At 68.7% G+C, this 22,605-nt stretch carries 19 protein-coding genes; 10 read left to right on the forward strand and 9 right to left on the reverse strand.

The window, feature by feature from the left end:
* Window positions 1-229: 229 nt before the first annotated feature.
* Window positions 230-1,234 carry a malate dehydrogenase gene (locus ACFVIV_RS35200; protein WP_379204001.1) on the forward strand — a complete coding sequence of 335 codons (1,005 nt, stop codon included), beginning with the start codon at window positions 230-232 and terminating at the stop codon, window positions 1,232-1,234.
* 31 nt (window positions 1,235-1,265) lie between these two features.
* Here the strand turns inward: ACFVIV_RS35200 and ACFVIV_RS35205 are convergent, their stop codons facing one another.
* Window positions 1,266-2,138, reverse strand: coding sequence for a TIGR03619 family F420-dependent LLM class oxidoreductase (locus tag ACFVIV_RS35205; protein WP_379204003.1), 873 nt, complete (start codon window positions 2,136-2,138; stop codon window positions 1,266-1,268).
* A gap of 137 nt (window positions 2,139-2,275) precedes the next feature.
* Here ACFVIV_RS35205 and ACFVIV_RS35210 point away from each other — a divergent pair, with 137 nt between their 5' ends.
* Entirely contained in the window at window positions 2,276-3,025 is a 750-nt protein-coding gene (locus tag ACFVIV_RS35210) for an SDR family oxidoreductase (RefSeq protein WP_379204005.1), read from the forward strand.
* Between the two features lie 214 nt (window positions 3,026-3,239).
* Here the strand turns inward: ACFVIV_RS35210 and ACFVIV_RS35215 are convergent, their stop codons facing one another.
* Entirely contained in the window at window positions 3,240-4,856 is a 1,617-nt protein-coding gene (locus ACFVIV_RS35215; protein WP_379204007.1) for a hypothetical protein, read from the reverse strand.
* On the reverse strand, window positions 4,853-5,209 hold the full coding sequence (locus ACFVIV_RS35220) for a type VII secretion target (protein WP_379204009.1): 357 nt from the start codon (window positions 5,207-5,209) through the stop codon (window positions 4,853-4,855). The genes ACFVIV_RS35215 and ACFVIV_RS35220 overlap by 4 nt, the downstream gene beginning before the upstream one ends.
* A gap of 119 nt (window positions 5,210-5,328) precedes the next feature.
* On the opposite strand from ACFVIV_RS35220, the gene ACFVIV_RS35225 reads away from it, so the two are divergent.
* The 4 genes from ACFVIV_RS35225 (at window position 5,329) to ACFVIV_RS35240 (ending at window position 10,521) form a co-directional block, all read left to right on the forward strand.
* Window positions 5,329-6,321, forward strand: coding sequence for an NAD-dependent epimerase/dehydratase family protein (locus ACFVIV_RS35225; RefSeq protein ID WP_379204011.1), 993 nt, complete (start codon window positions 5,329-5,331; stop codon window positions 6,319-6,321).
* A gap of 31 nt (window positions 6,322-6,352) precedes the next feature.
* Complete coding sequence (locus ACFVIV_RS35230) at window positions 6,353-7,369, forward strand: Rv2578c family radical SAM protein (RefSeq protein WP_379204013.1); 1,017 nt, start codon at window positions 6,353-6,355, stop codon at window positions 7,367-7,369.
* 111 nt (window positions 7,370-7,480) lie between these two features.
* Complete coding sequence (locus ACFVIV_RS35235) at window positions 7,481-9,433, forward strand: 2-oxoacid:acceptor oxidoreductase subunit alpha (RefSeq protein ID WP_379204015.1); 1,953 nt, start codon at window positions 7,481-7,483, stop codon at window positions 9,431-9,433.
* On the forward strand, window positions 9,433-10,521 hold the full coding sequence (locus ACFVIV_RS35240; protein ID WP_379204017.1) for a 2-oxoacid:ferredoxin oxidoreductase subunit beta: 1,089 nt from the start codon (window positions 9,433-9,435) through the stop codon (window positions 10,519-10,521). The genes ACFVIV_RS35235 and ACFVIV_RS35240 overlap by 1 nt, the downstream gene beginning before the upstream one ends.
* Here the strand turns inward: ACFVIV_RS35240 and ACFVIV_RS35245 are convergent.
* Complete coding sequence (locus ACFVIV_RS35245; RefSeq protein ID WP_379204019.1) at window positions 10,518-11,507, reverse strand: GlxA family transcriptional regulator; 990 nt, start codon at window positions 11,505-11,507, stop codon at window positions 10,518-10,520. The two genes, ACFVIV_RS35240 and ACFVIV_RS35245, sit on opposite strands and share 4 nt — an antisense overlap.
* Window positions 11,508-11,634: 127 nt before the next feature.
* Here ACFVIV_RS35245 and ACFVIV_RS35250 point away from each other — a divergent pair, with 127 nt between their 5' ends.
* Window positions 11,635-12,159, forward strand: a complete 525-nt coding sequence (locus ACFVIV_RS35250; RefSeq protein ID WP_379204021.1) for a pyridoxamine 5'-phosphate oxidase family protein — start codon at window positions 11,635-11,637, stop codon at window positions 12,157-12,159.
* On the opposite strand, the gene ACFVIV_RS35255 is transcribed toward ACFVIV_RS35250, so the two are convergent.
* Window positions 12,123-12,635: a hypothetical protein gene (locus ACFVIV_RS35255; RefSeq protein WP_379204023.1), complete on the reverse strand. Its 513-nt coding sequence runs from the start codon at window positions 12,633-12,635 to the stop codon at window positions 12,123-12,125. The genes ACFVIV_RS35250 and ACFVIV_RS35255 overlap by 37 nt on opposite strands.
* A 161-nt stretch (window positions 12,636-12,796) precedes the next feature.
* Window positions 12,797-13,720: a neutral zinc metallopeptidase gene (locus ACFVIV_RS35260; protein ID WP_379204024.1), complete on the reverse strand. Its 924-nt coding sequence runs from the start codon at window positions 13,718-13,720 to the stop codon at window positions 12,797-12,799.
* A 118-nt stretch (window positions 13,721-13,838) separates the two neighbouring features.
* On the opposite strand from ACFVIV_RS35260, the gene aspS reads away from it, so the two are divergent.
* Both aspS and ACFVIV_RS35270 read left to right on the forward strand, forming a co-directional pair.
* A complete protein-coding gene (gene aspS, locus ACFVIV_RS35265) occupies window positions 13,839-15,647 on the forward strand; it encodes an aspartate--tRNA ligase (RefSeq protein WP_379204026.1) in 1,809 nt (602 codons plus the stop codon).
* Window positions 15,648-15,722: 75 nt separating this feature from the next.
* Window positions 15,723-16,682: a DUF389 domain-containing protein gene (locus tag ACFVIV_RS35270; protein ID WP_379204028.1), complete on the forward strand. Its 960-nt coding sequence runs from the start codon at window positions 15,723-15,725 to the stop codon at window positions 16,680-16,682.
* Between the two features lie 4 nt (window positions 16,683-16,686).
* Here the strand turns inward: ACFVIV_RS35270 and ACFVIV_RS35275 are convergent, their stop codons facing one another.
* Window positions 16,687-17,772, reverse strand: coding sequence for a hypothetical protein (locus tag ACFVIV_RS35275; protein ID WP_379204030.1), 1,086 nt, complete (start codon window positions 17,770-17,772; stop codon window positions 16,687-16,689).
* Window positions 17,773-17,967: 195 nt separating this feature from the next.
* Between ACFVIV_RS35275 and ACFVIV_RS35280 the strand changes: the two genes are divergently transcribed.
* Window positions 17,968-19,137, forward strand: a complete 1,170-nt coding sequence (locus tag ACFVIV_RS35280) for a phosphotransferase family protein (RefSeq protein WP_379204032.1) — start codon at window positions 17,968-17,970, stop codon at window positions 19,135-19,137.
* A gap of 52 nt (window positions 19,138-19,189) precedes the next feature.
* On the opposite strand, the gene ACFVIV_RS35285 is transcribed toward ACFVIV_RS35280, so the two are convergent.
* The gene (locus ACFVIV_RS35285) at window positions 19,190-20,857 is read right to left on the reverse strand and encodes an alkaline phosphatase D family protein (RefSeq protein ID WP_379204034.1); all 1,668 of its coding nucleotides are present in this window, start codon (window positions 20,855-20,857) and stop codon (window positions 19,190-19,192) included.
* A gap of 53 nt (window positions 20,858-20,910) precedes the next feature.
* Entirely contained in the window at window positions 20,911-22,566 is a 1,656-nt protein-coding gene (locus ACFVIV_RS35290) for an alkaline phosphatase D family protein (protein ID WP_379204036.1), read from the reverse strand.
* Between the last annotated feature and the right edge of the window lie 39 nt (window positions 22,567-22,605).

Genomic DNA, 22,605 nt, shown 5'->3' on the forward strand with positions numbered 1-22,605 from the left:
CGGCCCCCCCCCCCGCTCATCCGGGCGTGTTGTGGGCGGGTTTCTCTGCCCTGGTGGTGGATTCCGGCCAAAAGCCCGCCGGAACGACGGGGGTGAGTCTCCGAGGAGGCGCGCTGGCGGAGGCGCGCCGGCATCGCGGTGATGTCTGCTTGCTCACGACTGCTGGGGTGTGCCGGTGAGCGATCGTTAGGGTAGGTACGGGATATCCGCCTAGCGCGAGGAGTTCGCCGTGAGCAGTGCCGCTCGACCCGTGACCGTGACCGTGACCGGAGCCGCCGGGCAGATCGCCTACGGGCTGCTGTTCCGCATCGCGTCCGGTGCGCTGCTCGGCCCGGAGACCCCGGTGCGGTTGCGGCTGTTGGAGATTCCCGCCGCGGTCGGCTCGCTCGAGGGCGTGGCCATGGAGCTCGAGGACGGCGCGTTCCCGCTGCTGTCGGGCATCGATATCTCCGATGATCCGTGGGTGGGTTTCGACGGCGCGAATATCGCGCTGCTGGTCGGGGCGCGACCGCGCACCGCGGGCATGGAGCGCGGCGATCTGCTGGCCGCCAACGGGCCCATCTTCACCGATCAGGGCGCGGCCATCAATGCCAATGCGGCCGCGGACATCAAGGTCCTCGTGGTCGGGAATCCGGCCAATACCAATGCCTACATCGCCATGAGCAATGCACCCGACGTGCCCGCGGAGCGGTTCACCGCGCTGACGCGCCTGGACCACAATCGCGCGATCGCGCAGGTGACGAAGAAGACCGGTGCGGCCGCGGCCGATATTCGACGAATCGCCATCTGGGGCAACCACTCCGCGACGCAGTACCCGGACATCAACCACGCCACGGTGGCGGGCCGCCCGGCCGTCGAGGTCATCGGCGACCAGGCGTGGCTGGTGGACGATTTCATTCCGACCGTGCAGCAGCGCGGCACCGCGATCATCAAGGCGCGGGGCGCGTCCTCGGCGGCGAGTGCGGCCAGCGCCGCCATCGACCACATTCACGATTGGGCGCTGGGCTCCGCGCCGGGCGACTGGGTGTCCATGGCGGTGCCGTCGGACGGTTCCTACGGGGTGCCGGAAGGGTTGATCAGCTCGTTCCCGGTGACCTGCGCCGACGGCCGGTACACCATCGTGCCGGATCTGCAGATCGACGAATTCTCGCGCGCCCGTATCGATCTCAGCGTCGCCGAACTGGTGGCCGAGCGGGATGCGGTGATCGAGGCGGGCTTCGCCAAGCGCGGCTGAGCCCGGCCCGATCCGGCGGTGATCGCCGAGCTCAGCCGAGCTTGGCGATCACATTGTCGCCGTACCACTTGATCTTGGTGATCTTGTCCTCGAGCGATTCGGTGTCGTGCTCCATGGCGTAGGAATTGCGGAAGCCGATGATCAGATCGGTGATGCCCCGCTCCTCCAGGCGCTTCACGCCGTCCGGGGTGTAGCCGTCCCGCGACACCGCGTGGATCTCGAACTCACCGGGATTGTCCCGCTCGCTGCGCAATTCGCGGATGCGCGCCAGGTACTGGTCCAGCTCCTCGTCCTTGCCGCCGGCATGCATCCAGCCGTCGCACAGCCGGACGGCCCGGCGCAGCGCGGCATCGCTGTGTCCGCCGAGCAGGATCGGCAGCGGCTGGGTGGGGGCGGGGGTCATCTTGATCTTGGGAATGTCGTAGAACTCGCCGTGGTATTCGAAGTACTCGCCGGTGGACAGCCCGCGCACGATCTCGATGCACTCGTCCAGGCGCTTGCCGCGCCGCTCGAAGGGGACGCCCATCATCTGGAAGTCCTCCGGCCACGGGCTGATGCCCACACCGAGACCGAAACGGTTGTTGCTCAACCGTGCCAGCGAACTGGCCTGTTTGGCCACCAGTACCGGTGGTCGGATCGGCAGCTTGAGCACGAACGGGGTGATCCGTAGCGTGGTCGTCGCCGCGGCGATGGCGGCCGAGAGCACGAAGCATTCGATGAACGGCTTGCCGTCCAGGAACTCGCGATTGCCGTCCGGGGTGTAGGGGTACTTGGAGTCCGACTCCGCCGGGTACGCGATGCTGTCCGCAACGGTGATGGAGTGGAACCCGGCCGCCTCCGCCGCCTGCGCCAGCGGGACGTAGTAGTCCGGATTGGTCATCGCCTCTGCGTAGGTGAAACGCATCGATCGTCCTCTCGACGGTGAGCAAGTACGAAAACTAGAACAGATTCTAGTTGCTGTTCGGATCATAGTCCCGGTAACCGAGACCATTTTTCGGCCTCGCTTGCGGCCGGATTCTGCACCTTGTTCTAATCGATGTCATGACCATTGCCATCACCGGATCCGGGTCGGGCATCGGCGCCGCGACCGCCGCCGCGCTGACCGCCGCCGGGCGCGACGTCATCGGCATCGATCTGCGCAATGCCGAGGTGACCGCCGATCTGACCGATCCGGCGGCGCGCGCGGCAGCGGTCGCGGCGGTGCTGGAACGCTCGGGCGGCGTGCTGGACGGGGTGGTGCTGTGCGCCGGAGTCGGCCCGCAGGTGCCGGACCCGAACGTCATTGTGGAGATCAACTACCGCGCCACGATCGCCCTGCTCGATGCGCTGCTGCCCGCGTTGCGGAAGGGTGAATCGCCTGCGGCCGTGGTGGTTTCCTCGGTCGCCTCCACCCACATCCAGTGGGCCGAGAATCCGATCGCCAAGGGCAACGAGGCCGAAGCCTTCGCGCAGGCAGGCGATTTCGCCGGGTCCTACGCCTACGCCGCCTCGAAGAACGCGGTGACCGTCGCGGTCCGCGAGCGCGCCGTGGAATGGGGCATGGCGGGCGTGCGCCTCAATACGGTGGCCCCCGGCAGCGTCGACACTCCGCTCCTGCAAGCCGGACTGGCCGATCCCCGCTACGGCGAATCCATCCGCAACTTCCTGGCACCCATCGGCCGCAATGGCTCGCCGGATGAGATCGCTTCGCTTATCGTGTATTTGCTGGGCCCGCACGCCGGTTTCATCCACGGGGCGCAGTTCGTCATCGACGGCGGCATCGACGCGCAGGTGCGCCCGACTGTCGTCTGAAAACCGCAGCGCCCGGCGGTAATCGGGCGCTGCTCCCCGCGTGTGTGGGGATGAGCCTGGTGGCCGGTGCCCGCGGGGTGTACAGCCGCAGTCGGCCTCCACTGATGCCGCGGTGCCGGAGCAGCTACTCCGGTAACCGCGGCATCGCCTTGTTCACACGCTGCATTGCCGCGTTCACACGGGCGCATCGCAGGGTCCAGCCACCGTGCAGAAGTCAGGCCGGGTCGCCGTCGTAATCTCCGGCAACCTCGTCCTCGGCTTCGCCGATGACATTCGGGGCCGCCTCGCCCAGATTGCCGGTGAGTTCGCTTTCGCCGGAACGGCTCTGGTGCGGCAGCACCGTGCGTGAATACTCCTGATCGCCGCCGCGCTGGCCGGCGCCCGCCGCGTGCGGTGAGCCCATGAAGCCCGGACCGCCGACGCCGCTCGTGCCGGGCAGGCCGCCGGTACCCGCGCCGAAGGGGCTCGCCGTGCCCGCCGGGACCTTGCCGCCGGGAATCGAGGACCCCGGGCCGCCGGGCGTCGACGCGACGCCGCCCAGGCCGCCGCCTCCACCGAGACCGCCGCCGCCTCCGGCACCGCCGCCACCGCCGCCGAGTCCGGCGGCCTTGGTGTCGAGATCGTTCGGGCCGGGCTTGGCGGGGATGCCGCCGAGGGGATTGGCGGGGGAGTCGCCGCCTTGCAGCAGACCTTTGGCCTGTTCGAGGATCGGCTGGCCGACGTTCTGCGCGAGCGACTGCGCGACCTCGGCCGGATTGGGGCCGCCGCCCTGGCCGAGCAGCTGGGCCACGACGCCGTTCAATTGCGCGGTGTATCCGGCCAGTTCACCGCGGGTGATGTTGACGACCGTCATGGCCTGGCCCAGATGCTGGGTGGCCGAGGCGATGAGGGCGGTCTGGGCGGGCGGGGTCATGATGACCGGCGCGAGGGCGGTGGCCTGCGCGGCGAAGGATTGCGCGATGGCGGTGAGCTGGATATTGCCGCGCTGCACCACGGCCGCGGCCTGTTCGGTGACGGCCGAGATGTCGAAGCCGCGCTGTGCGGTCTCCCGGCCGTGGTTCTGCGCCTGCTGGCCGGCGGCCTGCGCATTGCGCGAGGCCTGGCCCTGCCAGACCTGCTCGACGGTTTTGAACGCGCCCTGGCCGACGCTCATGGCGCCTTCGATGAGCTTGGAGCCCTCGCTCAGGATCGAGGCCGGATTGAGCTGGCCCAGGACACCGGTGCCGAAGCTGTTGATCAGATCCAGGAACGGCTTGAACAGCGCGTCCATCCCCGGGATCGCGGGCAGCGCCAAGCCCTTCATGAGATCGCCGACCGGATCGGCGGGCAGCGGCGGCAGCGCGGCCGGGTCCACCCCGGCCCGAGCCAGGGCGGCCTGCGCGGACTGCAATGCGGCGGGCACATTGTTCAGCGCCGCCTGTGCTGTGCCGAGCGCGCCCTGCGCGTCGCCGAGGGCTTGCTGCGCGGTGCCGAGTACGCCCTGCGCGTCCCCGAGTGCTTGCTGCGCGCCGCCGAGTACGCCGTGTGCGGCATCGAGGGCGGGGGCGTGGGAGCCGTCGAGGACCGAGGCCGCATAGGTGTCGTCACCGTGCGACGCGCCCGGGAGGCCGTGCGGCATACCGCCGGTCAGCGGCGACCCGCCCTGCTCGATCTCCTTGCGCGACAAGGCGAATGCGGGCGGCTCGAACGGGGCCATATCCTCGGGCAACTGCCCGAGCGGCGGGTCGAGCAGGACGCCGGACGCACCGGCGGGAAGCGCGGCGGCCGCACCGGCGACGCCTGGAGCGGTAGGGGCGACGACGCCGATCACGCCGTCCTCGGGGAACTTCATGACTGCCCTCCGAGCTGCCCGGTGACCCTGCTCAGCCCACCGGCGAATTCGGCATCGGTGGCGTCGTAGGTGGCGGCGGATCCGAAGGCGGCCTGGCCGACGTGGGCGAAGCGGGCGGAGAGGGCGTTGATGTCCTTGTCGTGCAGTAGCTCGGCGGCGGCGAAGCTGACCAGGAAGTCCGCGCCGATCAGGCCGAAGACCGGTGTCATGGCGGCGACGTGGGATACGGTGTCCAGGCCGCCGGTCGCGGCGATGTCGGCGGCGACGCCGTCCTGCGTCGCGGCGAAGGTGCGGACCGCGGTGGTATCGACCGAGAGTTCGGCCATGATGTGCCCCCCTATCGTCGTGGACATGCGATGCCGAATATAACCCATCGTTCGTCCAGCTCGGCGTGCCGTCCGGCCCCACGCCGAGGCCGAAGCGTGTTCCGGCCGTTGTTGCAAATTAGAACAAGTTCTATATTCTTCAAGCCATGAAGGTCGCAGTCACCGGCGCTGCCGGGTTCCTTGGCACCAATTTGCTTCGCCTGCTTACGGATCGCGGTCACGAGGTGACTGCCATCGATCGCGTCCGCCCGAACGGTGCGAGCGAACCCGGTGTCACCTGGGTCTCCGGTGACGTGCTCGACCCCGAGTCCATGCGTAGCGCGCTCGAGGGCGCCGAGGTCGTGTACCACCTGGTCGCGCTCATCACCCTGGCGCACAAGAACGATCTCGCCTGGCGGATCAATACCGAGGGCGTGCGCGTGGTGGCCGAGGCCGCCAAGGCGGTCGGCGTGCGGCGCATGGTGCACACCAGCTCCATTCACGCCTTCAACCAGTACAGCTGCGGCGGCACCATCAACGAGCGCTCGCCGCGGTCCATCGATCCGGATCTGCCGGTGTACGACCGCTCCAAGTTCCAGGGCGAGGTCGAACTGCGCAAGGTCATCGACGACGGCCTCGATGCGGTGATCTGCAACCCGACCGGTGTGTACGGCCCGGTCGACCACTCCGATTCGCGCATCAATGTCACGCTGTGGGATTCCGCGCGCGGGCGCACCCCGGTCATGATCGGCGGCGGCTTCGACCTGGTCGACGTGCGCGATGTGGCGCAGGGCCTGGTGCTGGCCGGCGAGCGCGGCAAGACCGGCGAGAACTATCTGCTCGGCGGCCATTTCGTGAACATGCTGGAGATCACCCGGTTCGCGGCCGAGTACAACGGCAGGCTCAAGCCCGCCTTCGCGATTCCGCCGAAGGTCATCAATGCGCTCATTCCGATCCTGGAGCCGGTCTCCAAGGCGCTGGGCAGCGACCGGATCTCCAAGGCGGCCATGGGCGCGCTGCTGTCGGCGCCGATCGTGGAGAACGCGAAGGCCAAGAGCGAGTTGGGGTATCAGCCGCGCTCTGCGCAGGAGACCGTCGGCGATCTGATCGACTTCTACAACGGGCGCAAACTCGAGCCCGACACGCAGAAGATCGCTTGACAGTCGGTAGAACAAATGTTCGACTTGGGTGGTGCGCTGGCAAAGCCAAACCCTGGACGCCGATGACGGCGCGCTGCCCGGGCTCGAACGTGCCGGTTTCGTACGCAGCGTACAGACACCGGAGTTCGAGGGCATCACATTCCACGAGGTGCTCTGCAAGAGCGCGCTGAACAAGGTGCCCGAGGGCGGGTCGCTGCCGTTCGGCTGGACGGTGAATCCGATGCGCGGCTGCTCGCACGCCTGCCGCTACTGCTTCGCGCGCGGCTCGCACGAGTACCTGGATCTGGACTCGGGCAATGACTTCGACTCGCAGATCGTGGTCAAGACCAATGTGGTGCCCATTCTGCGCAAGGAACTGCACAAGCGGTCCTGGCGGCGGGAACCCGTCGCGCTGGGCACGAATACCGATCCCTATCAGCGCGCCGAGGGGCGCTACCGGTTGATGCCGGGCATCATCGGCGCGCTCACCGAATCGGGCACCGGCTTCTCGATTCTCACCAAGGGCACGCTCATGCGCCGGGATCTGCCGCTGCTGACCCAGGCCGCGCGGCAGGTGCCGGTGCAGCTGGCGGTCTCCATCGCCATCCTGGATCCCGAACTGCATCGGGCCATCGAGCACGGGACGCCCTCGCCCAAGGCGCGCCTGGAACTGGTGCGCGCCCTGGCCGATGCCGGATTCGCCGTGAATGTCATGGTCGCCCCGGTCATTCCGTATCTCACCGATTCCAAGGCTCACCTGGACGAACTCATCGGGGCGATCGCCGAGGCCGGGGCCGCGAGCGTCACCGCATTTCCCATGCATCTGCGCGGCAGCACCCGCGGCTGGTTCCTCAACTGGCTCGCCGAAGCGCACCCGGCGCTGCTGCGACGCTACCGGCAGCTGTATGGTCGCGGTACTTCGGTCACTCCGGAGTATTCTGCGTGGCTACGCGGCCGTATCGAGCCGCTGCTCGACAAGCACGGCTTGAACCGCGACCGACCGGCCGAACCCGAGGTGCGTGCCGCCGAATCGCATACGCCCGACCCACAGCTGGCGTTGTTCGCCTGACGCCGGTGTAAATCTCTGCGTTCCGCCGCTCACTTTCGCCGGTGTGTCGCGAATAGAGCGGAGTAGTTTGGCGTTGGTACTTCTGACTCGACGAGGAAGTGATGCAGGCGCATGGTTTCGCAGCATGACAACCCGGTGGCGGCGCCCGGAAACGGCGCTGCCGCAGAGAAATTGGAAAAGGTCGTTATTCGCTTCGCGGGCGATTCCGGTGACGGCATGCAGCTCACCGGTGATCGGTTCACGCACGAAGCGGCCGCATTCGGCAACGACCTTGCCACTCAACCGAGTTTCCCGGCCGAGATCCGCGCACCCCAGGGCACCCTGCCCGGCGTGTCCTCCTTCCAGATCCAGATCGCCGACTACGACATCCTCACCGCCGGTGACCAGCCCGATGTGCTGGTGGCCATGAATCCCGCTGCGCTCAAGGCGAATCTGGAGGACCTGGCGCGCGGGGCCACGCTCATCGTGAACACCGACGAGTTCACCAAGCGCAATCTGGCCAAGGTGGGCTACAGCGGTGATCCGCTCACCGATGACACGCTGACCGATTTCGTGGTGCACCGGGTGCCCATGACCTCGCTGACCCTCGCCGCGACCGAACCGACCGGTGTGGGCAAAAAGGATGGGCAGCGGGCGAAGAATATGTTCGCGCTGGGATTGCTGTCCTGGATGTACGGGCGGCCCATCGGCGGCACCGAACAGTTCGTGCGAGAGAAATTCGCGGCCAAACCGGATGTGGTCGAAGCGAATATCCTGGCATTTCGCGCCGGATGGAATTACGGCGAGACCACCGAGGCCTTCGCCACCACCTACGAGATTGCTCCCGCGACGCTGCCGCCCGGCACCTACCGGCAGATCACCGGCAATACCGCGCTCGCCTACGGCATCGTGACAGCCGGGCAGCTGTCCGGTCTGCCGGTCTTCCTGGGCACCTATCCGATCACCCCGGCCTCGGACATCCTGCACGAGCTGAGCAAGCACAAGAACTTCGGCATCACCACCTTCCAGGCCGAGGACGAGATCGCCGGAATCGGTGCGGCGCTGGGCGCTTCGCTGGGCGGCGCACTCGGCGTCACCAGCACCTCCGGGCCCGGGCTCGCGCTCAAGAGCGAGAGCATCGGCCTCGCGGTCATGACCGAGCTGCCACTGGTGATCATCGACGTGCAACGCGGCGGGCCCTCCACCGGCTTGCCGACCAAGACCGAGCAGGCCGATCTGCTGCAGGCGCTCTACGGGCGCAATGGCGAATCCCCGGTGCCCGTGGTGGCGCCGCGCTCGCCCGCCGACTGTTTCGACGCCGCCGTCGAGGCGGCCCGCATCGCGCTCACCTATCGCACCCCGGTGCTGCTGCTGTCCGACGGCGCCATTGCCAATGGCTCGGAGCCGTGGGCGATTCCGCAGGTCGACCGGATGCCGCGCATCGATCCCGGCTTCGAACCCGGTGGCGAGCCCGACGATTCGTTCCAGCCCTACGCCCGCGATCCGGAAACCCTCGCGCGCCCGCTGGCGGTGCCCGGCACCAAGGGCCGCGCGCATCGCATCGGCGGCCTCGAGAAGGCCGACGGCACCGGCAATATCTCCTACGAGCCGGCCAATCACGAACTCATGGTGCGATTGCGGCAGGCCAAGATCGACGGCATTGCGGTGCCCGATCTCGAGGTGGACGATCCGGGCGAGCGGGCCGAACTGCTGCTCATCGGGTGGGGCAGCTCCTACGGTCCCATCGGCGAGGCGTGCCGGCGGGCGCGGCGGCGCGGGGTGCCGGTGGCGCAGGCGCATCTGCGGCATCTGAATCCGTTCCCGGCCAATCTCGGCGACGTGCTGCGCCGCTATCGCACCGTGGTCGCGCCGGAGATGAACGGCGGCCAGCTGGCCATGCTGCTGCGCGCCCGCTACCTGGTGGACGTGCAACCGTGGACCAAGATCGCCGGCACCGCCTTCTCCGCGCAGGAACTGGTCGGCGTCATCGACGCGGCCCTGGACGGCTCGATCGCCGAGATGGAACAGAGCAAGGCCTTCGCCGCGCGGGCGCGGGCGACGTATCGCAGCACAGGGGGTAAGTGATGACCATTCTCGAAAACCCGCTCGTCGGCACCGATCTCGGCCTCACCGGCCTGTCCGGCGTCCCCACCGCCGACGGCCCGCAGAAGGCCAAGGACTACACCTCCGATCAGGAGGTGCGCTGGTGCCCCGGCTGCGGCGACTACGTCATCCTCGCCACCGTGCGCGGCTTCCTCGCCGAGCTCGGCCTCAATCGCGAGAACCTCATGTTCGTCTCCGGCATCGGCTGCTCCAGCCGGTTCCCGTATTACCTGGAGGCGTACGGGATCCACTCCATCCACGGCCGCGCCCCCGCCATCGCCACCGGCCTGGCGGTCACCCGGCCCGATCTGTCGGTGTGGGTGGTGACCGGTGACGGCGACGCCCTGTCCATCGGCGGCAACCACCTCATTCACGCGCTGCGTCGCAATGTGAACATGACGATCCTGTTGTTCAACAACCGGATCTACGGGCTGACCAAGGGCCAGTACTCGCCGACCTCGGAGACCGGCAAGGTCACCAAGTCCACCCCCATGGGCTCGGTCGACCATCCGTTCAACACGCTCTCGGTCGCCCTGGGCGCCGAAGCCACCTTCGCCGCCCGCGCCCTGGACTCCGACCGCGCCGGCTTGAACGAGGTGCTGCGCGCCGCCGCCGAACACCGCGGCACGTCCTTCGTCGAAATCCTGCAGGACTGCCCGATCTTCAATGACGGCTCCTTCGACGCCCTGCGCCGCGAGAACGCCGAATCCCATCTCATCCGGCTACACCACGGCGAGCCCATCCGCTTCGGCGCCGACCGCGAATTCGCCGTCGTGCGCCATGGTTTCGGCCTGCGCGTGGCCCGCGCCGACAGCGTCGCCGAATCCGACATCGTGGTGCACGACGCCTATGCCGACGATCCGGAGTACGCCTACGCCCTGTCCCGGCTGTCGGATCAGGACCTCAACAATGTGGTGACCGGCGTCTTCCGCAGCGTGTCGCGGCGCACCTACGACGACGGCGTGCGCGCCCAGCTCGACAGCGCCGCCGAAGACAAACCGGTGCACGAGGATTCGCTGCAGACCCTGCTCACCGGCCGCGAGACCTGGACGGTCGGCGCGGCCGGCTAGTTGACCTCCGGACAGGGAAAGGCCCGGCGATAGTCGCTGGGGGAGACGCCGATCTGCTTGAGGAAGTGGTGGCGGAGATTGTTGGCGGTGCCCAGACCGCTCAGCTCCGCCACCTTCTCCACCGACAGATGCGTTGCCTCGAGCAGGGTTTGGGCCCGGCCGAGGCGCTGGTTCAGCAGCCATTGCAGGGGAGTGGTGCCGGTCGACTCCTGGAGGCGGCGGTAGAGCGTGCGCGGGCTGACGGCGGCGCGGCGGGCCAGATCCTCGATGGTGAGGGGCTGATCGAGATTGGCTCGCGCCCAATCCAGGACGGGCGCCAGGGTGTGATCGTCGGTGGCGGGCACCGACAGATCGATGAACTGGGCCTGCCCGCCCGGCCGGTGCGCGGCCACCACCATGCGGCGGGCCAGCTGATTGGCCACTCGCGCGCCCAGATCGCGGCGCACCAGATGCAGGCACAGATCCAGTCCGGCGGTCATGCCGGCGCTGGTGAGCAGGTCACCGTCATCGGTGTAGAGCACGGAGTCGTCGACCTGGACCCGCGGATAGCGGCGCGCCAGCTCGGCGGTGTGCATCCAGTGCGCGGTGGCGCGGCGGCCGTCCAGGAGCCCGGCCTCGGCGAGTGCGAAGGCGCCCGTGCACAGCGACACCATGCGCGCGCCCGCCGCGGCGGCCTCGCGCAGGGCGGTGATGAGATCCGCGGGCAGCGGAAGCCCGTCCTCCACACAGGCTTCCGGGACCGACGGGACGATCACGGTATCCGCGCCGATCAGACCATCCAGCCCGTAGTCGGTGCGCAGCGCGAGACCCGTTTCCGCGGCGGGTGTGCGTTCACCGGTCCCGCACAGGCGCAGCTCGTACCAGTCCGGCGACAGGTCCGGCTGCCGCCTGCCGAAGATCGTTGCGGGAATGCTCAACTCGTACATGTCCCAGGACGCCAACCCGATCTCACCGGGCACGACCAGGGCGACGGAACCGACGCTCATGCCCGTCAGGATATGGCAGGAATTTGGTGATACCCGGCATCGGTGTCACTGGTTCGGGAAGATCGACACTGCGAACCTGGTTCCTGTCAGAGCATCGAATGCAGTACGTCCCAAGGAGATTGCGGGCATGAGCACGAAGGTCGGCCGGTTCGCCGAACTGGAGCCGGAGTTCAACAGCTACGTCGGGGCCATCAACTACGCCACCATGGTGACCGTCGATTCCAAGTACCGGCCGCGCACCCGGGTGCTGATCCCGGTGTGGGAGAACGTGGACGGGCAGCCGCTGGGGTGGCTGGCCACCTATCGGACGCCGGTCAAGGAAGCGCATCTGGCGCGCAATCCGCACACCAACTTCTCCTACTGGGCGCCGGGCAACAACTCGGTCGCCATCGACGCCGTGGCCACGGGGGTGGAGGACCGGGCGGACAAGGAACACGTGTGGGAGCTGTACCGCCGCACCAGCCCTCGCGGCGCGGGCTACCACCTCGGCCAGTTCTGGCGCTCGCCCGCCGATCCGAAACTGCGGGTGCTGCGGCTGGAGCCGTGGCGGATCCAGGTGATCCGGGGCCGGGATCTGCGCAGCCGCATCTGGCAGGCCGATCCCGGCGCGCGGAATCAGCTCGCGGAGAAGGCGTTGAGCAGCTTGTCGTAGAGCGTCGCGAACCGGGCGCGCGCGGCCACCTGCTCATCGGTGAGGCCCTCGGTGGATTCGGGCGCGTACACGATGAGGTGCACGTCCGGATCCGGTTGGGCCGGCATGAAGTCGAGGATCAGATTGCCCTGATCGGTGACGGTGGGCGTGCCCAGATCCACCTGAGCCAGGGCCCGGATCTCGGTGGCGGCCGCGGTGGTCGCCTCGGCCGGGACCTTCCCCTTCAGTTCCTGGGTGCCGCCGTCCGGTCGTTTCACCGCGCTGCCGTCGGAGCGGATCTCCAGCACCGGGCGCAGATCGAGGCGGGTCTGCCAGCCATTGGGCATGGTGGTCAGCATGAACACCGTGGTGGCCGCCGGTTCGTCGGCGGCGGCGAAACCGCCTGTGCCGGTGAGCATCGCGGCCGCCACCAGCATCGCAGCGGTCGTGCGCCGCGCCGCAGTCCCGAATCGTGTTCTCGCGCCCAGTCTTCGCATTCACGTCCTCCGAATCCCATTGCGGGCAGGCGCCCGCCGCCGGAGATTCTGCCTCGCCGCGCGGTTCGTGGGCACCAGGGCGCGCCGACGGTGCAGGGGCCGGAAAGCACACACCCCGCACCGGATACGGCGCGGGGTGCGGAGTTCGGTAGGGCGGGCGATCAGCGCAGGGCGGGCGGATTGTCCAGGTCGCGGGCGGAGTAGGTGTCGCACGAAGCCACCTGGCCGGTCTTGTAACCGGACAGGAACCACTTCTGCCGCTGCTCGGACGAACCGTGGGTCCAGGCTTCGGGATTCACGCGGCCGGTGGCCTTCTCCTGAATCCGGTCGTCGCCCACCGCGGAGGCGGCGGACAGGCCGTCGCGCACATCGTTCTCGGTGAGCCGTTGCAGGAACGGGGTGTTCGAGCCGGGGGCCGGCAGCTTGTCGGCCCAGTATGCCCAGACCCCGGCGTAGCAGTCGGCCTGTAGTTCGGTGCGCACCGCACCGGATTCCGGGCCCTGCGGATCGCGCTGGGCGCGGCCCAGATCACCGAGCAGGTTCTGAATGTGATGTCCGAACTCGTGGGCGACCACGTACTCCTGGGCGAGCGGCCCGCCGGTGGCGCCGAAGCGATCCTTGAGCTCCTGGAAGAACGCGGTGTCGAAGTAGGCGGTCTGATCGGCCGGGCAGTAGAACGGGCCGACCGCCGAGGACGCGCGACCGCAACCGGTATTGATCACACCGGAGAACAGCCGCACCGACGGATCGGTGTAGCGGGTGCCGGTCTGCTTGGCCAGTTCGGTTCCCCACACCGAATCCAGGCTCTGCACCGTAAGCACCACGCGGCAGTCGACGTATTTATTGGCGTCCGCTCCGGTCCTGCAGTGCTCGGGCGTCCCGGCGACGGTCCCCTCCTGCTGCGCCTGCTCGCCGGTGAACTGCCCCAGCACGCTGCTCGGATCACCGCCCAGCAGCAGCGTCGCGATCAGCGCGATGATGCCGAGGGCGCCACCGCCGAGGACCATACCGCCGCCCATGCCCGGCCCGCCGCCACCGCTTCGCACCCGGTCCGGGTCGATTTGCAGGCCCTCGTTGAAGGTCATGGCTCCTAGCTTGGCACGGCGGCGCGGATATCGGTTTCCTCTAGTCAAACGTGTCTCACTACGATAGGAGCGCACCCGGCCGACCCCGTGGTGCTTCGAGCCCGTCGAAAGGAATCCCGTGCTGCGCACCCACTTGGCTGGTTCGCTGCGAAGCGAGCACGCCGGTCAGACCGTCACCCTCACCGGATGGGTGGCCCGGCGGCGAGACCACGGTGGCGTGATCTTCATCGATCTGCGCGATGCGTCGGGTGTGTCGCAGGCTGTGTTCCGTGAGGGCGAGCCTGCCGAACAGGCCCACAAGCTGCGCAACGAATTCGTCGTGAAGATCACCGGAGTGGTCGAGAACCGACCGGCCGGGAGCGAGAACCCGAATCTGCCGACGGGTGCCATCGAGGTCAATGTGACCGAGCTCGAGGTGCTCAACGAGGCCGCGCCGCTGCCGTTCCAGCTCGACGACGAGCCGGGCGAGGAAGCGCGCCTGAAGTACCGCTACCTGGATCTGCGCCGCGAAGGCCCGGGTCACGCCATCCGGCTGCGGTCGAAGGTCAATGCCGCCGCCCGCGACGTGCTGGCCAAGCATGCCTTCGTCGAGGTCGAGACCCCGACCATGACCAAGTCCACGCCCGAAGGCGCGCGCGACTTCCTGGTGCCCGCGCGGCTGCAGCCCGGCTCGTTCTACGCGCTGCCGCAGTCGCCGCAGCTGTTCAAACAGCTGCTCATGGTCGGCGGCATCGAGCGCTACTACCAGATCGCGCGCTGCTACCGCGACGAGGACTTCCGCGCCGACCGCCAGCCCGAGTTCACCCAGCTCGACATCGAGATGAGCTTCGTCGAGCAGGAGGACGTCATCCTGCTGGCCGAGGACATCCTGACCGCGCTGTGGAAGCTGGTCGGCTACGAGATCCCGACCCCGATCCCGCACATGACCTACGCCGAGTCCATGCGTCGCTACGGCTCGGACAAGCCGGATCTGCGCTTCGGCATCGAGATCACCGAGATGATGGAGTACTTCAAGGACACGCCGTTCCGCGTGTTCCAGGCTCCCTATGTCGGCGCGGTCGTCATGCCGAGTGGCGCGAGCCAGCCGCGCCGCCAGCTCGACGCCTGGCAGGAATGGGCCAAGCAGCGCGGCGCCAAGGGCCTGGCCTACATCCTGTTCAACGAGGACGGCACCCTCGGCGGCCCGGTCGCCAAGAACCTGTCCGACGCCGAGCGCGAGGGCCTGGCCAAGCAGGTCGGCGCCGAGCCCGGCGACTGCGTGTTCTTCGCCGCCGGCGATGTGAAGTCCAGCCGGGCTCTGCTGGGCGCGGCGCGCGGTGAGATCGCCCGCAAGTGCAACCTCATCGACGAGGACGCCTGGGCCTTCGTATGGATCGTGGACGCCCCCATGTTCGAGCCCGCCGCCGACGCCACCGCCAGCGGCGATGTGGCCCTGGGCCATTCGGCCTGGACCGCGGTGCACCACGCCTTCACCTCGCCCAAGCCGGAGCACCTGGCCACCTTCGACACCGATCCCGGTGCGGCGCTGGCCTACGCCTACGACATCGTCTGCAACGGCAATGAGATCGGCGGCGGCTCCATCCGTATCCACCGCCGCGACGTGCAGGAGCGGGTGTTCAAGGTCATGGGCATCGGCCAGGAGGAGGCGCAGGAGAAGTTCGGCTTCCTGCTCGACGCCTTCTCCTACGGCGCCCCGCCCATGGGCGGCATCGCCTTCGGCTGGGACCGCATCACCGCGCTGCTGGCCGGCATGGACTCCATTCGCGAGGTCATCGCCTTCCCGAAGTCCGGCGGCGGCGTCGACCCGCTCACCGAGGCGCCCGCGCCGATCACCCTGCAGCAGCGCCAGGAGGCGGGCTTGAACGTGAAGCTCGACGCCGACGGCAAGCCGATCAAGGACGACAAGGGCAAGGAAACCGGGAAGTAGGCACTCACCCGGATAGGCTGCACCCGGCCGGTATCGACCGATACCGGAAAACCCGCTGATCACAAGGGGGTTCGGGTGCTGCAGGTCCGGGTGATCTGTCCGGCCGAGACCACCGACGCCGCGCTGGCGGTATTGCGTGCCGATCCGGGCGCGACGCTCGTCACGGTGCAGCGCGGCGCGGCGGTGGACCCTGCCGGGGATCTGGTCGAATGCATGCTCGCGCGGGAGGCCGCCGATGGGGTGCTGGAAGGGCTCACCGGGCTCGGGATCACGCACAGCGGCGGCATCGGCCTGGAGCAGATCGACACCGTGCTGTCCGATGTCGCCGACGAGGCGGTCGAGGCCGCGCCGGGCAGCCCCTCCGATGCGGTGGTGTGGGAGGAGCTGGTCGCGCAGACCGGGGAGGCGTCCACGCTCACGCCCTCGTATCTGGCGTTCATCACCATCGCCTGCCTGCTGGCGGTGGTGGGCGTGGCGACCGATTCACCGGTGACCATTGTCGGGGCCATGGTGGTGGGCCCGGAGTTCGGGCCCCTCGCCGGGACCGCGGTCGCCTTGGTGAGCAAGGACTTCCGGCTCGCGGCGCATTCCTCGCTGGCCCTGCTGGTGGGGTTCCCGGTGGCCATGGCCATCGCCTGGCTCGCGACTCTGCTGTTCCGCAACCTCGGCTGGATCACCCGCGAGGGGATGGACAACATCCACAATGTGGACTTCATCTACAAGGTGGGGCCGTTCTCGGTGGTGGTGGCGCTGCTGGCCGGCGCGGCCGGGATGCTGGCGCTCATGACACCGAAATCCGCTGCGCTGGTCGGTGTTTTCATCTCGGTCACCACCATTCCGGCGGCCGGTTTCGCGGTGGTGGCGGCCACGGTGGGGGAGTGGCACAAGGCGTTCATGTCCATCGGGCAGCTGGCGGTGAACATGGTCGGCATCGTGGTGGCGGGCGTGCTGGTGCTGTGGGTGCGGCCGCGCTACGGCAAGCGCGGCGGCGCACTGGACCGGTTGAAGCGGTGGTGGCTGACCGACGTGCGGTGAGCGGTCAGACCTGCACCACCAGGCCGCCGGTGAGGGTGCGGTAGGCGTAGGTGATGGCGATGGCCGAGACCGGACCGGCCACCAGCAAACCCAATCCGCAGAACAGCATGCCGACCGCGGTGATGATCAGCACCGCCAGTGCCAGCAGCACGGTCGGCACGGGATTGCGGAACACCAGCTGGGCGCTGGACTTGATGGCGGTGACCGGATCCTGCTCCTGATCGATCACGAAGTGCAGCGAGAACATGCACAGCACACCGACGATGACCGCCGGGAACACGCATGCCAGCGAGGCCACCAGGGCGCCGACGAAGACCAGCACCGCGGTCAGCAGCACGCTGCCGGCATTCACGAAGCCGAAGAAGGCCGGGAAATCCGGTGGGGTGCCGTCGGTTTCGTAGAGCGCGCCGCGGATCATGGCCGCCTGCAGCAGCCACACCATGAGCGAGGCCACCGCGAACAGCAGCAGCAGGGCCGGGAGCGAGCTCACCTCGAACACGTTCACCAGCAGCGTGACCGTCAGCCAGGAGATCAGGCCGAGCAGGCCCATGCCGATCCAGGGAATCGGATTGAGGCGGAAGCGTTCCCAGCCGTAGGCGAGGGCGCGGCCGACATCGAGGGATTCGGTGGACCGATAGGGCAGCGGCGGCTCGGGCACCTGCGGCGGCGGCGCGCCCGGCGGCAGGCCGCCCGTGGGCTGGTAGCCGGGCTGGGGCGGCAGGCCGCCCGGCTGCGGCGCGGCGCCCGGGGGCGGCACACTGCCCGGGGGCATGGCGCCGGGCGGCAGTGGAGTTTGCTGAGAATAGCTGGGCGCCGTACCCGGCGCGCCCGACTGCGGGGGCAGCGGGGGCGGGGGTTCCACGGGCTCGCTGCCGTACTGTGCGGCGCCCGGTCCCTCGAACTGCGGGTAGCCGGCGCGGCCGGGCAGCTCGTGCCTGCCGTGCCCCGGGGCCGGTTCGGGCGGCGCGGAATGCGCTGCGGGCTCGGGGTTTTGGTGTCGGCCGGGCTGGGCGGAGAATTGCCGGCCACCCTCCTCGGCGGGCGGTTCGCCGGAGGGATCGTTCGGTGCGGAGGGCGGCGTGCCGGTCATGGTCGCGAGCCTTTCACATTTTCCGGTTTACGGTGTGGCGCACGGCAGTTGAACATGAGACAACTAGACCTGCCTGGTTGTGTCAAGCAACCAGCGCCGCGTGGGCAAACCCTTCACAAAGACACGCCGGACGACGCGCGAAAGGTTGCGCAACCGCTCGCTGAAAGTGACCTGAAGCGAGTAACTTGGGACGCGATGACCGCACTATTGGCCGAACGCGCCGCCGAAGTCGTGTCCGCGGCACAACAGTTGCTCACAAAGCGAATGGGTGCTCCGGTAAAGCTGAGCGATCCTATGGAACTCAGCGGTAGTGGTAGGACGACGGTGCTACGCGTCCGCGTTGCGGAGAACGCCTTTTCACTTCCGCGCACCCTCATTATCAAGCAGGTGCGCGGCGGAGCGAAGGAACGACGCACCGGCGGTATGGCGCCCGGCGTAGCCAGCATCGACTCCGCCTTCCTGCGGGAGGCGGTGTCGTACCAGTTCACCACCGCACTGGGCCGTGACCACCGACCCGGTGCGTACCTGCTCGGCTACAGCCTGCCCGAGCGCCTGCTCATTCTCAGCGACCTCGGGGAGAACACCTCGCTCACCCAGGTGCTGCAGGCCGCCGTGGAGCCCGCCGGGCGCAATGCGCTCATGGCCTTCGCCCAGGCACTGGGCCGCATGCACGCGGCGACCGTCGGCCGCGAGGCCGATTTCGTGGCACTGCTACGCCGCGTGGACGTGGTGCACCGGGTGGACGGCATCGCCCAGCAGGCCGAATCCGCGGTCGCCGAGGTGCCGATCATGCTGCAGCGCGAACTGGGCATCGAGGTGCCCGGCGAGATCGCCGAACGCATCGTGCGCGGTAACCGGCTGTTCTCCGCCGGCCGGCACCGGGCCTTCAGCCCCTCGGACCTGTGCCCCGACAATGTCATCCTCAATGAGGAGGGCGCGCGGTTCCTCGACTACGAATGGGGCGGCTTCCGCGACGCCACCCTCGATATCGCCTACGCGCTGGTGTCCTTCCCCGGCTGCCTCTGCGATGTGGAACTCTCCCGCGAACGCGCCCGCCAGATGGTCGAGGCGTGGCGCTCCGAAGTCGTCGCGGTGTGGCCGTCCCTCGCCGACGACGAGGTCCTGGCGGAACGCATTCTGGAGGCGCGCCTCATCTGGGTGTGGCTGTCCACCTTCTGGTTCTTGCCCGCCGACCATTCGCGCATCGCCTCGGCGCGCGAGCACGGGCTCTCGATTCCGCGCTCGGCCGCGCTCATCAACCGGTGGGCCGCGCTCGCCGAGGACGCGCGCTGCACCGGAGACGATCCGCTGGGCGATTTCGCCGAGCATGTGTCGGCGACGCTCGAGGAGCACTGGGAAGAGTAGTGAACCGGCCGCGTTTCGGGCGGCCGGTCCGCCGTGCTCCCAGGTCGTTCGTTCAGTTCACCGGTCCCGGCCGCGCTTCCACGCGTCCTATCCCGCTGCGCACCCCGAACGAGGCGCCGTGGCGCACACCGGTGTTCGGATCGGCCGCGGCGGTGACGTAGAACCAGTCCATCTGCGCCTGTTCGGCGGTGACCTCGAAGACGCCGTAGCCGTGCGAGTCGAGTTCGGCGTAGTGCAGGTGCGGGTTCAGGTTCCTGACCGTCTGCTCCAGGCCGAGCGACACCGTGCGGGCGGGCGTGTGCATGATCTCGCCGATGCTGGCCATGGACACCGAGGGCACCACGAATTCGGTGGCGGCGACCCGCCCCCGCGGATACTCGCGGGTGTCGACGGGGACGTCGGCAGCCCAGGAGGTGTGGATGTCACCGGTCAGGAACACCACATCGGCGACATCGTGTCCGGTGATGGTGTCGAAGAGGCGCTGCCGGTCGGCGGCATAGCCGTCCCATTGATCCAGGTTGATGGGAATGCCGGAATCGGGGGTGCCCAGGACGGCCTGGAAGGCCGCCGCGACCGCCGGATTCGTGGTCGGCAGTTGCAGCGGCGCGAACATGACCGGGGTGCCGACCAGCTTCCAGCGGGTGGGCGCGGAGGCCAAACCGGCGGTGAGCCAATCCATCTGGTCCTTGCCCGTGATCGAGCGATTCGGGTCCGCGGTCTCGCGCCAGCCCGCCACCGCGGGCAGTTGCTCGTCGCGGTAGGTGCGCAGATCCAGCATGGACAACTCGGCCAGCGCGCCGAACCGGAAACGACGGTAGAGGCGGGCATTGGCGCCGGAGCCATTGGCGCGCACCGGCATCCACTCCAGATACGCCTGCATGGCGGCGGCCCGGCGGGCCTGCCAATCGCCCTCGGCGGGATCGTGGTTCTCCGCGCCGCCCGCCCAGGCGTCATTGGCGGATTCGTGGTCGTCCCAGATGGCGATGAACGGATAGCGGGCGTGCAGGGCCGCCAGATCCGGATCGGTCTTGTACTGGCCGTGGCGGATTCGGTAATCGGCCAGCGACACGATCTCGTTGACCGGATCGTGTTCGCGCACCAGGGGCAGCAGGCCCCGATGCTTGCCGCGGGAGTACTCGTAGAGGTAGTCGCCCAGATGGATGACGGCGTCGAGATCCTCGCGGGCGGCCAGATGCCGGTACGCGCCGAAGTATCCGCCCTCCCAGTTCGCGCAGGAGGCGACACCGAAACGCAGCCGGTCGGGGGAGTCCTGCGCGGCCGGGGCGGTGCGGGTGCGGCCGATGGCGGAAACCGCTGCGAGCGCGGTGAATCGGTAGAAGTAGTCGCTGCCCGCCGACAGGCCGGGGACGTCGACCTTGACCGTGTGGTCGGCGTCGGGTCCGGTCGTGACCGCGCCCGAGGCGACGACGGAGGTGAAGGCGGCGTCGGTGGCAACCTCCCAGTGCACCGAAACCGGTTCGCCGGCACCTGAACCCGGGGTGGCGGCGTCGGAGGGGGTGACGCGGGTCCAGATGATCACGCCGGTGGGCAGCGGGTCACCGGAGGCGACGCCGTGCCGGAACACCTGCCCCGCGGCGTGCGCCGGAGCGGCGGAGAGCAGGGTGGCTCCGGCGGCGGCCGTCGCGGTGGTCTTCAACAGCCTGCGGCGGCTCAGCCCGCCCTGACCGGAATGAACTGAAACACTGGAGTTTTGTTTCATGTGCTGTATCGAACCCTGAACTCGGAGTGCGCGCTACCGGACCGCGGGAGTCGTCAGACGATCGGACCCGGACGCGGCTCCAGCCGTCCACCGCGGCGGGCGGCGAACGAGGCGCCGTGGCGCACACCGGCATTCGGATCGGCCGGATCGGAGATGTAGAACCAGTCCATCTGCGCCTGCTCGGCGTCGACGTGCAGTACGCCGTAGCCGTGCGAATCCAGTTCGATATAGCCCAGGTGCCGGTTGACGCCGCGAATGGCGCCCTCGGCCATGAGCGAGGCGGTGCGGGGCGGGGTTTTCGTCATGTCGCCCATGGAATCCGAGGTCACCGACGGCACCACGAACTCCACGCCCGCGGTCTGGCAGGCCGGGTAGGTGGCGGCCACGGTCGGGACGTCCGCGGCCCATGAGGTGTGGATATCACCGGTCAGGAACACCACATCGGAGACCTGATTGCCGGTGATGGCGTCGAGCAGGCGCTGCCGGTCGGCGGTGTAGCCGTCCCACTGGTCCAGGTTGGCCGGAATACCGGCGTCCGGGATGCCGATGAGCTCGGTCAGCGCGGCGGTGCTGGCCGGATCCAGCGGCGGGAACACCAGCGGGGAGATCATGACCGGATTGCCGACCAGCTTCCACCGCACCGGGGCGGTCACCAGAGCATTGGTGACCCAATCCATTTGGTCCTTGCCGGTAATGGTGCGGTTCGGGTCGTCGACCTGCCGCCAGCCCGGACCGGCGTGCACCTGCTCGCTGCGGTAGCTGCGCAGATCGAGCATGGACAGCTCGGCCAGGGTGCCGAAGCGCAGTCGCCGGTACAGCCGTCGGTCCGCGCCCGCGCGCACCGGCATCCACTCCAGATACGCCTGGCGGGCGGCGTCCTTGCGGGCCTGCCAATCACCCTCGCCCGGATTGTGGTTGTCCGCGCCGCCGGACCAGGTGTCGTCGGCGGTCTCGTGATCGTCCCAGGTGCAGATGAACGGCAGCAGGGTGTGCAGGTTCGCCAGATCCGGGTCGGTCTTGTACTGCGCGTGCCGGATTCGGTAATCGGCCAGCGAGATGATCTCGTGCGCGGGCTCGTGCAGGCGGACCGAGCCATTGCGGCCCCCGTACTCGCCATTGCCGTACTCGTAGAGGTAATCGCCGAGGTGCACGATGGCATCGAGGTCGCCGCGATCGGCCAGATGCCGGTAGGCGCTGAAGAATCCGGCCTCCCAGTTGGCGCACGACACCACGCCGAAGCGCAGGCGATCCGGGGTGTCGTCGGCGGCCGGGGCCGTGCGGGTGCGGCCGGTCGGGGAGGTCTGATCGAGCGCGGTGAAGCGGTAGAAGTAGTCCGCGCCCGGCGCCAGCCCCGCGACGTCGACCTTCACGGTGTGGTCGGAATCCGCTGTCGCGGTGTGTATTCCGGAGGCGACGACGGAACCGAACCCTTCGTCCCGCGCGACCTCCCAGCGCACGCTCACCGGGTCGCCCGCGCCGGAGCCCGGTAGCGCGTCCTCCGACGGCGTCACCCTGGTCCAGAGGATGACGCCGGTCGGCAGCGGATCGCCCGAGGCGATGCCGTGCCGGAAGACCGCGGACTCGGCGCGCGCGACGGCGGTGCCGAGCAGGCCGGCCGCGGCGGTGCCGGTCAGGAGTACCGCGGCGGTGCCGCCCTTGAGCGCCGCGCGGCGACCGACTCGGGCGGAAATGATCTCAGGGAGGCGCACGCCACAGATTCGATCGGATCGGCATCCCGAAAGCAAACT

This window comes from Nocardia sp. NPDC127526, assembly GCF_042672265.1.
Taxonomy (GTDB): domain Bacteria; phylum Actinomycetota; class Actinomycetes; order Mycobacteriales; family Mycobacteriaceae; genus Nocardia.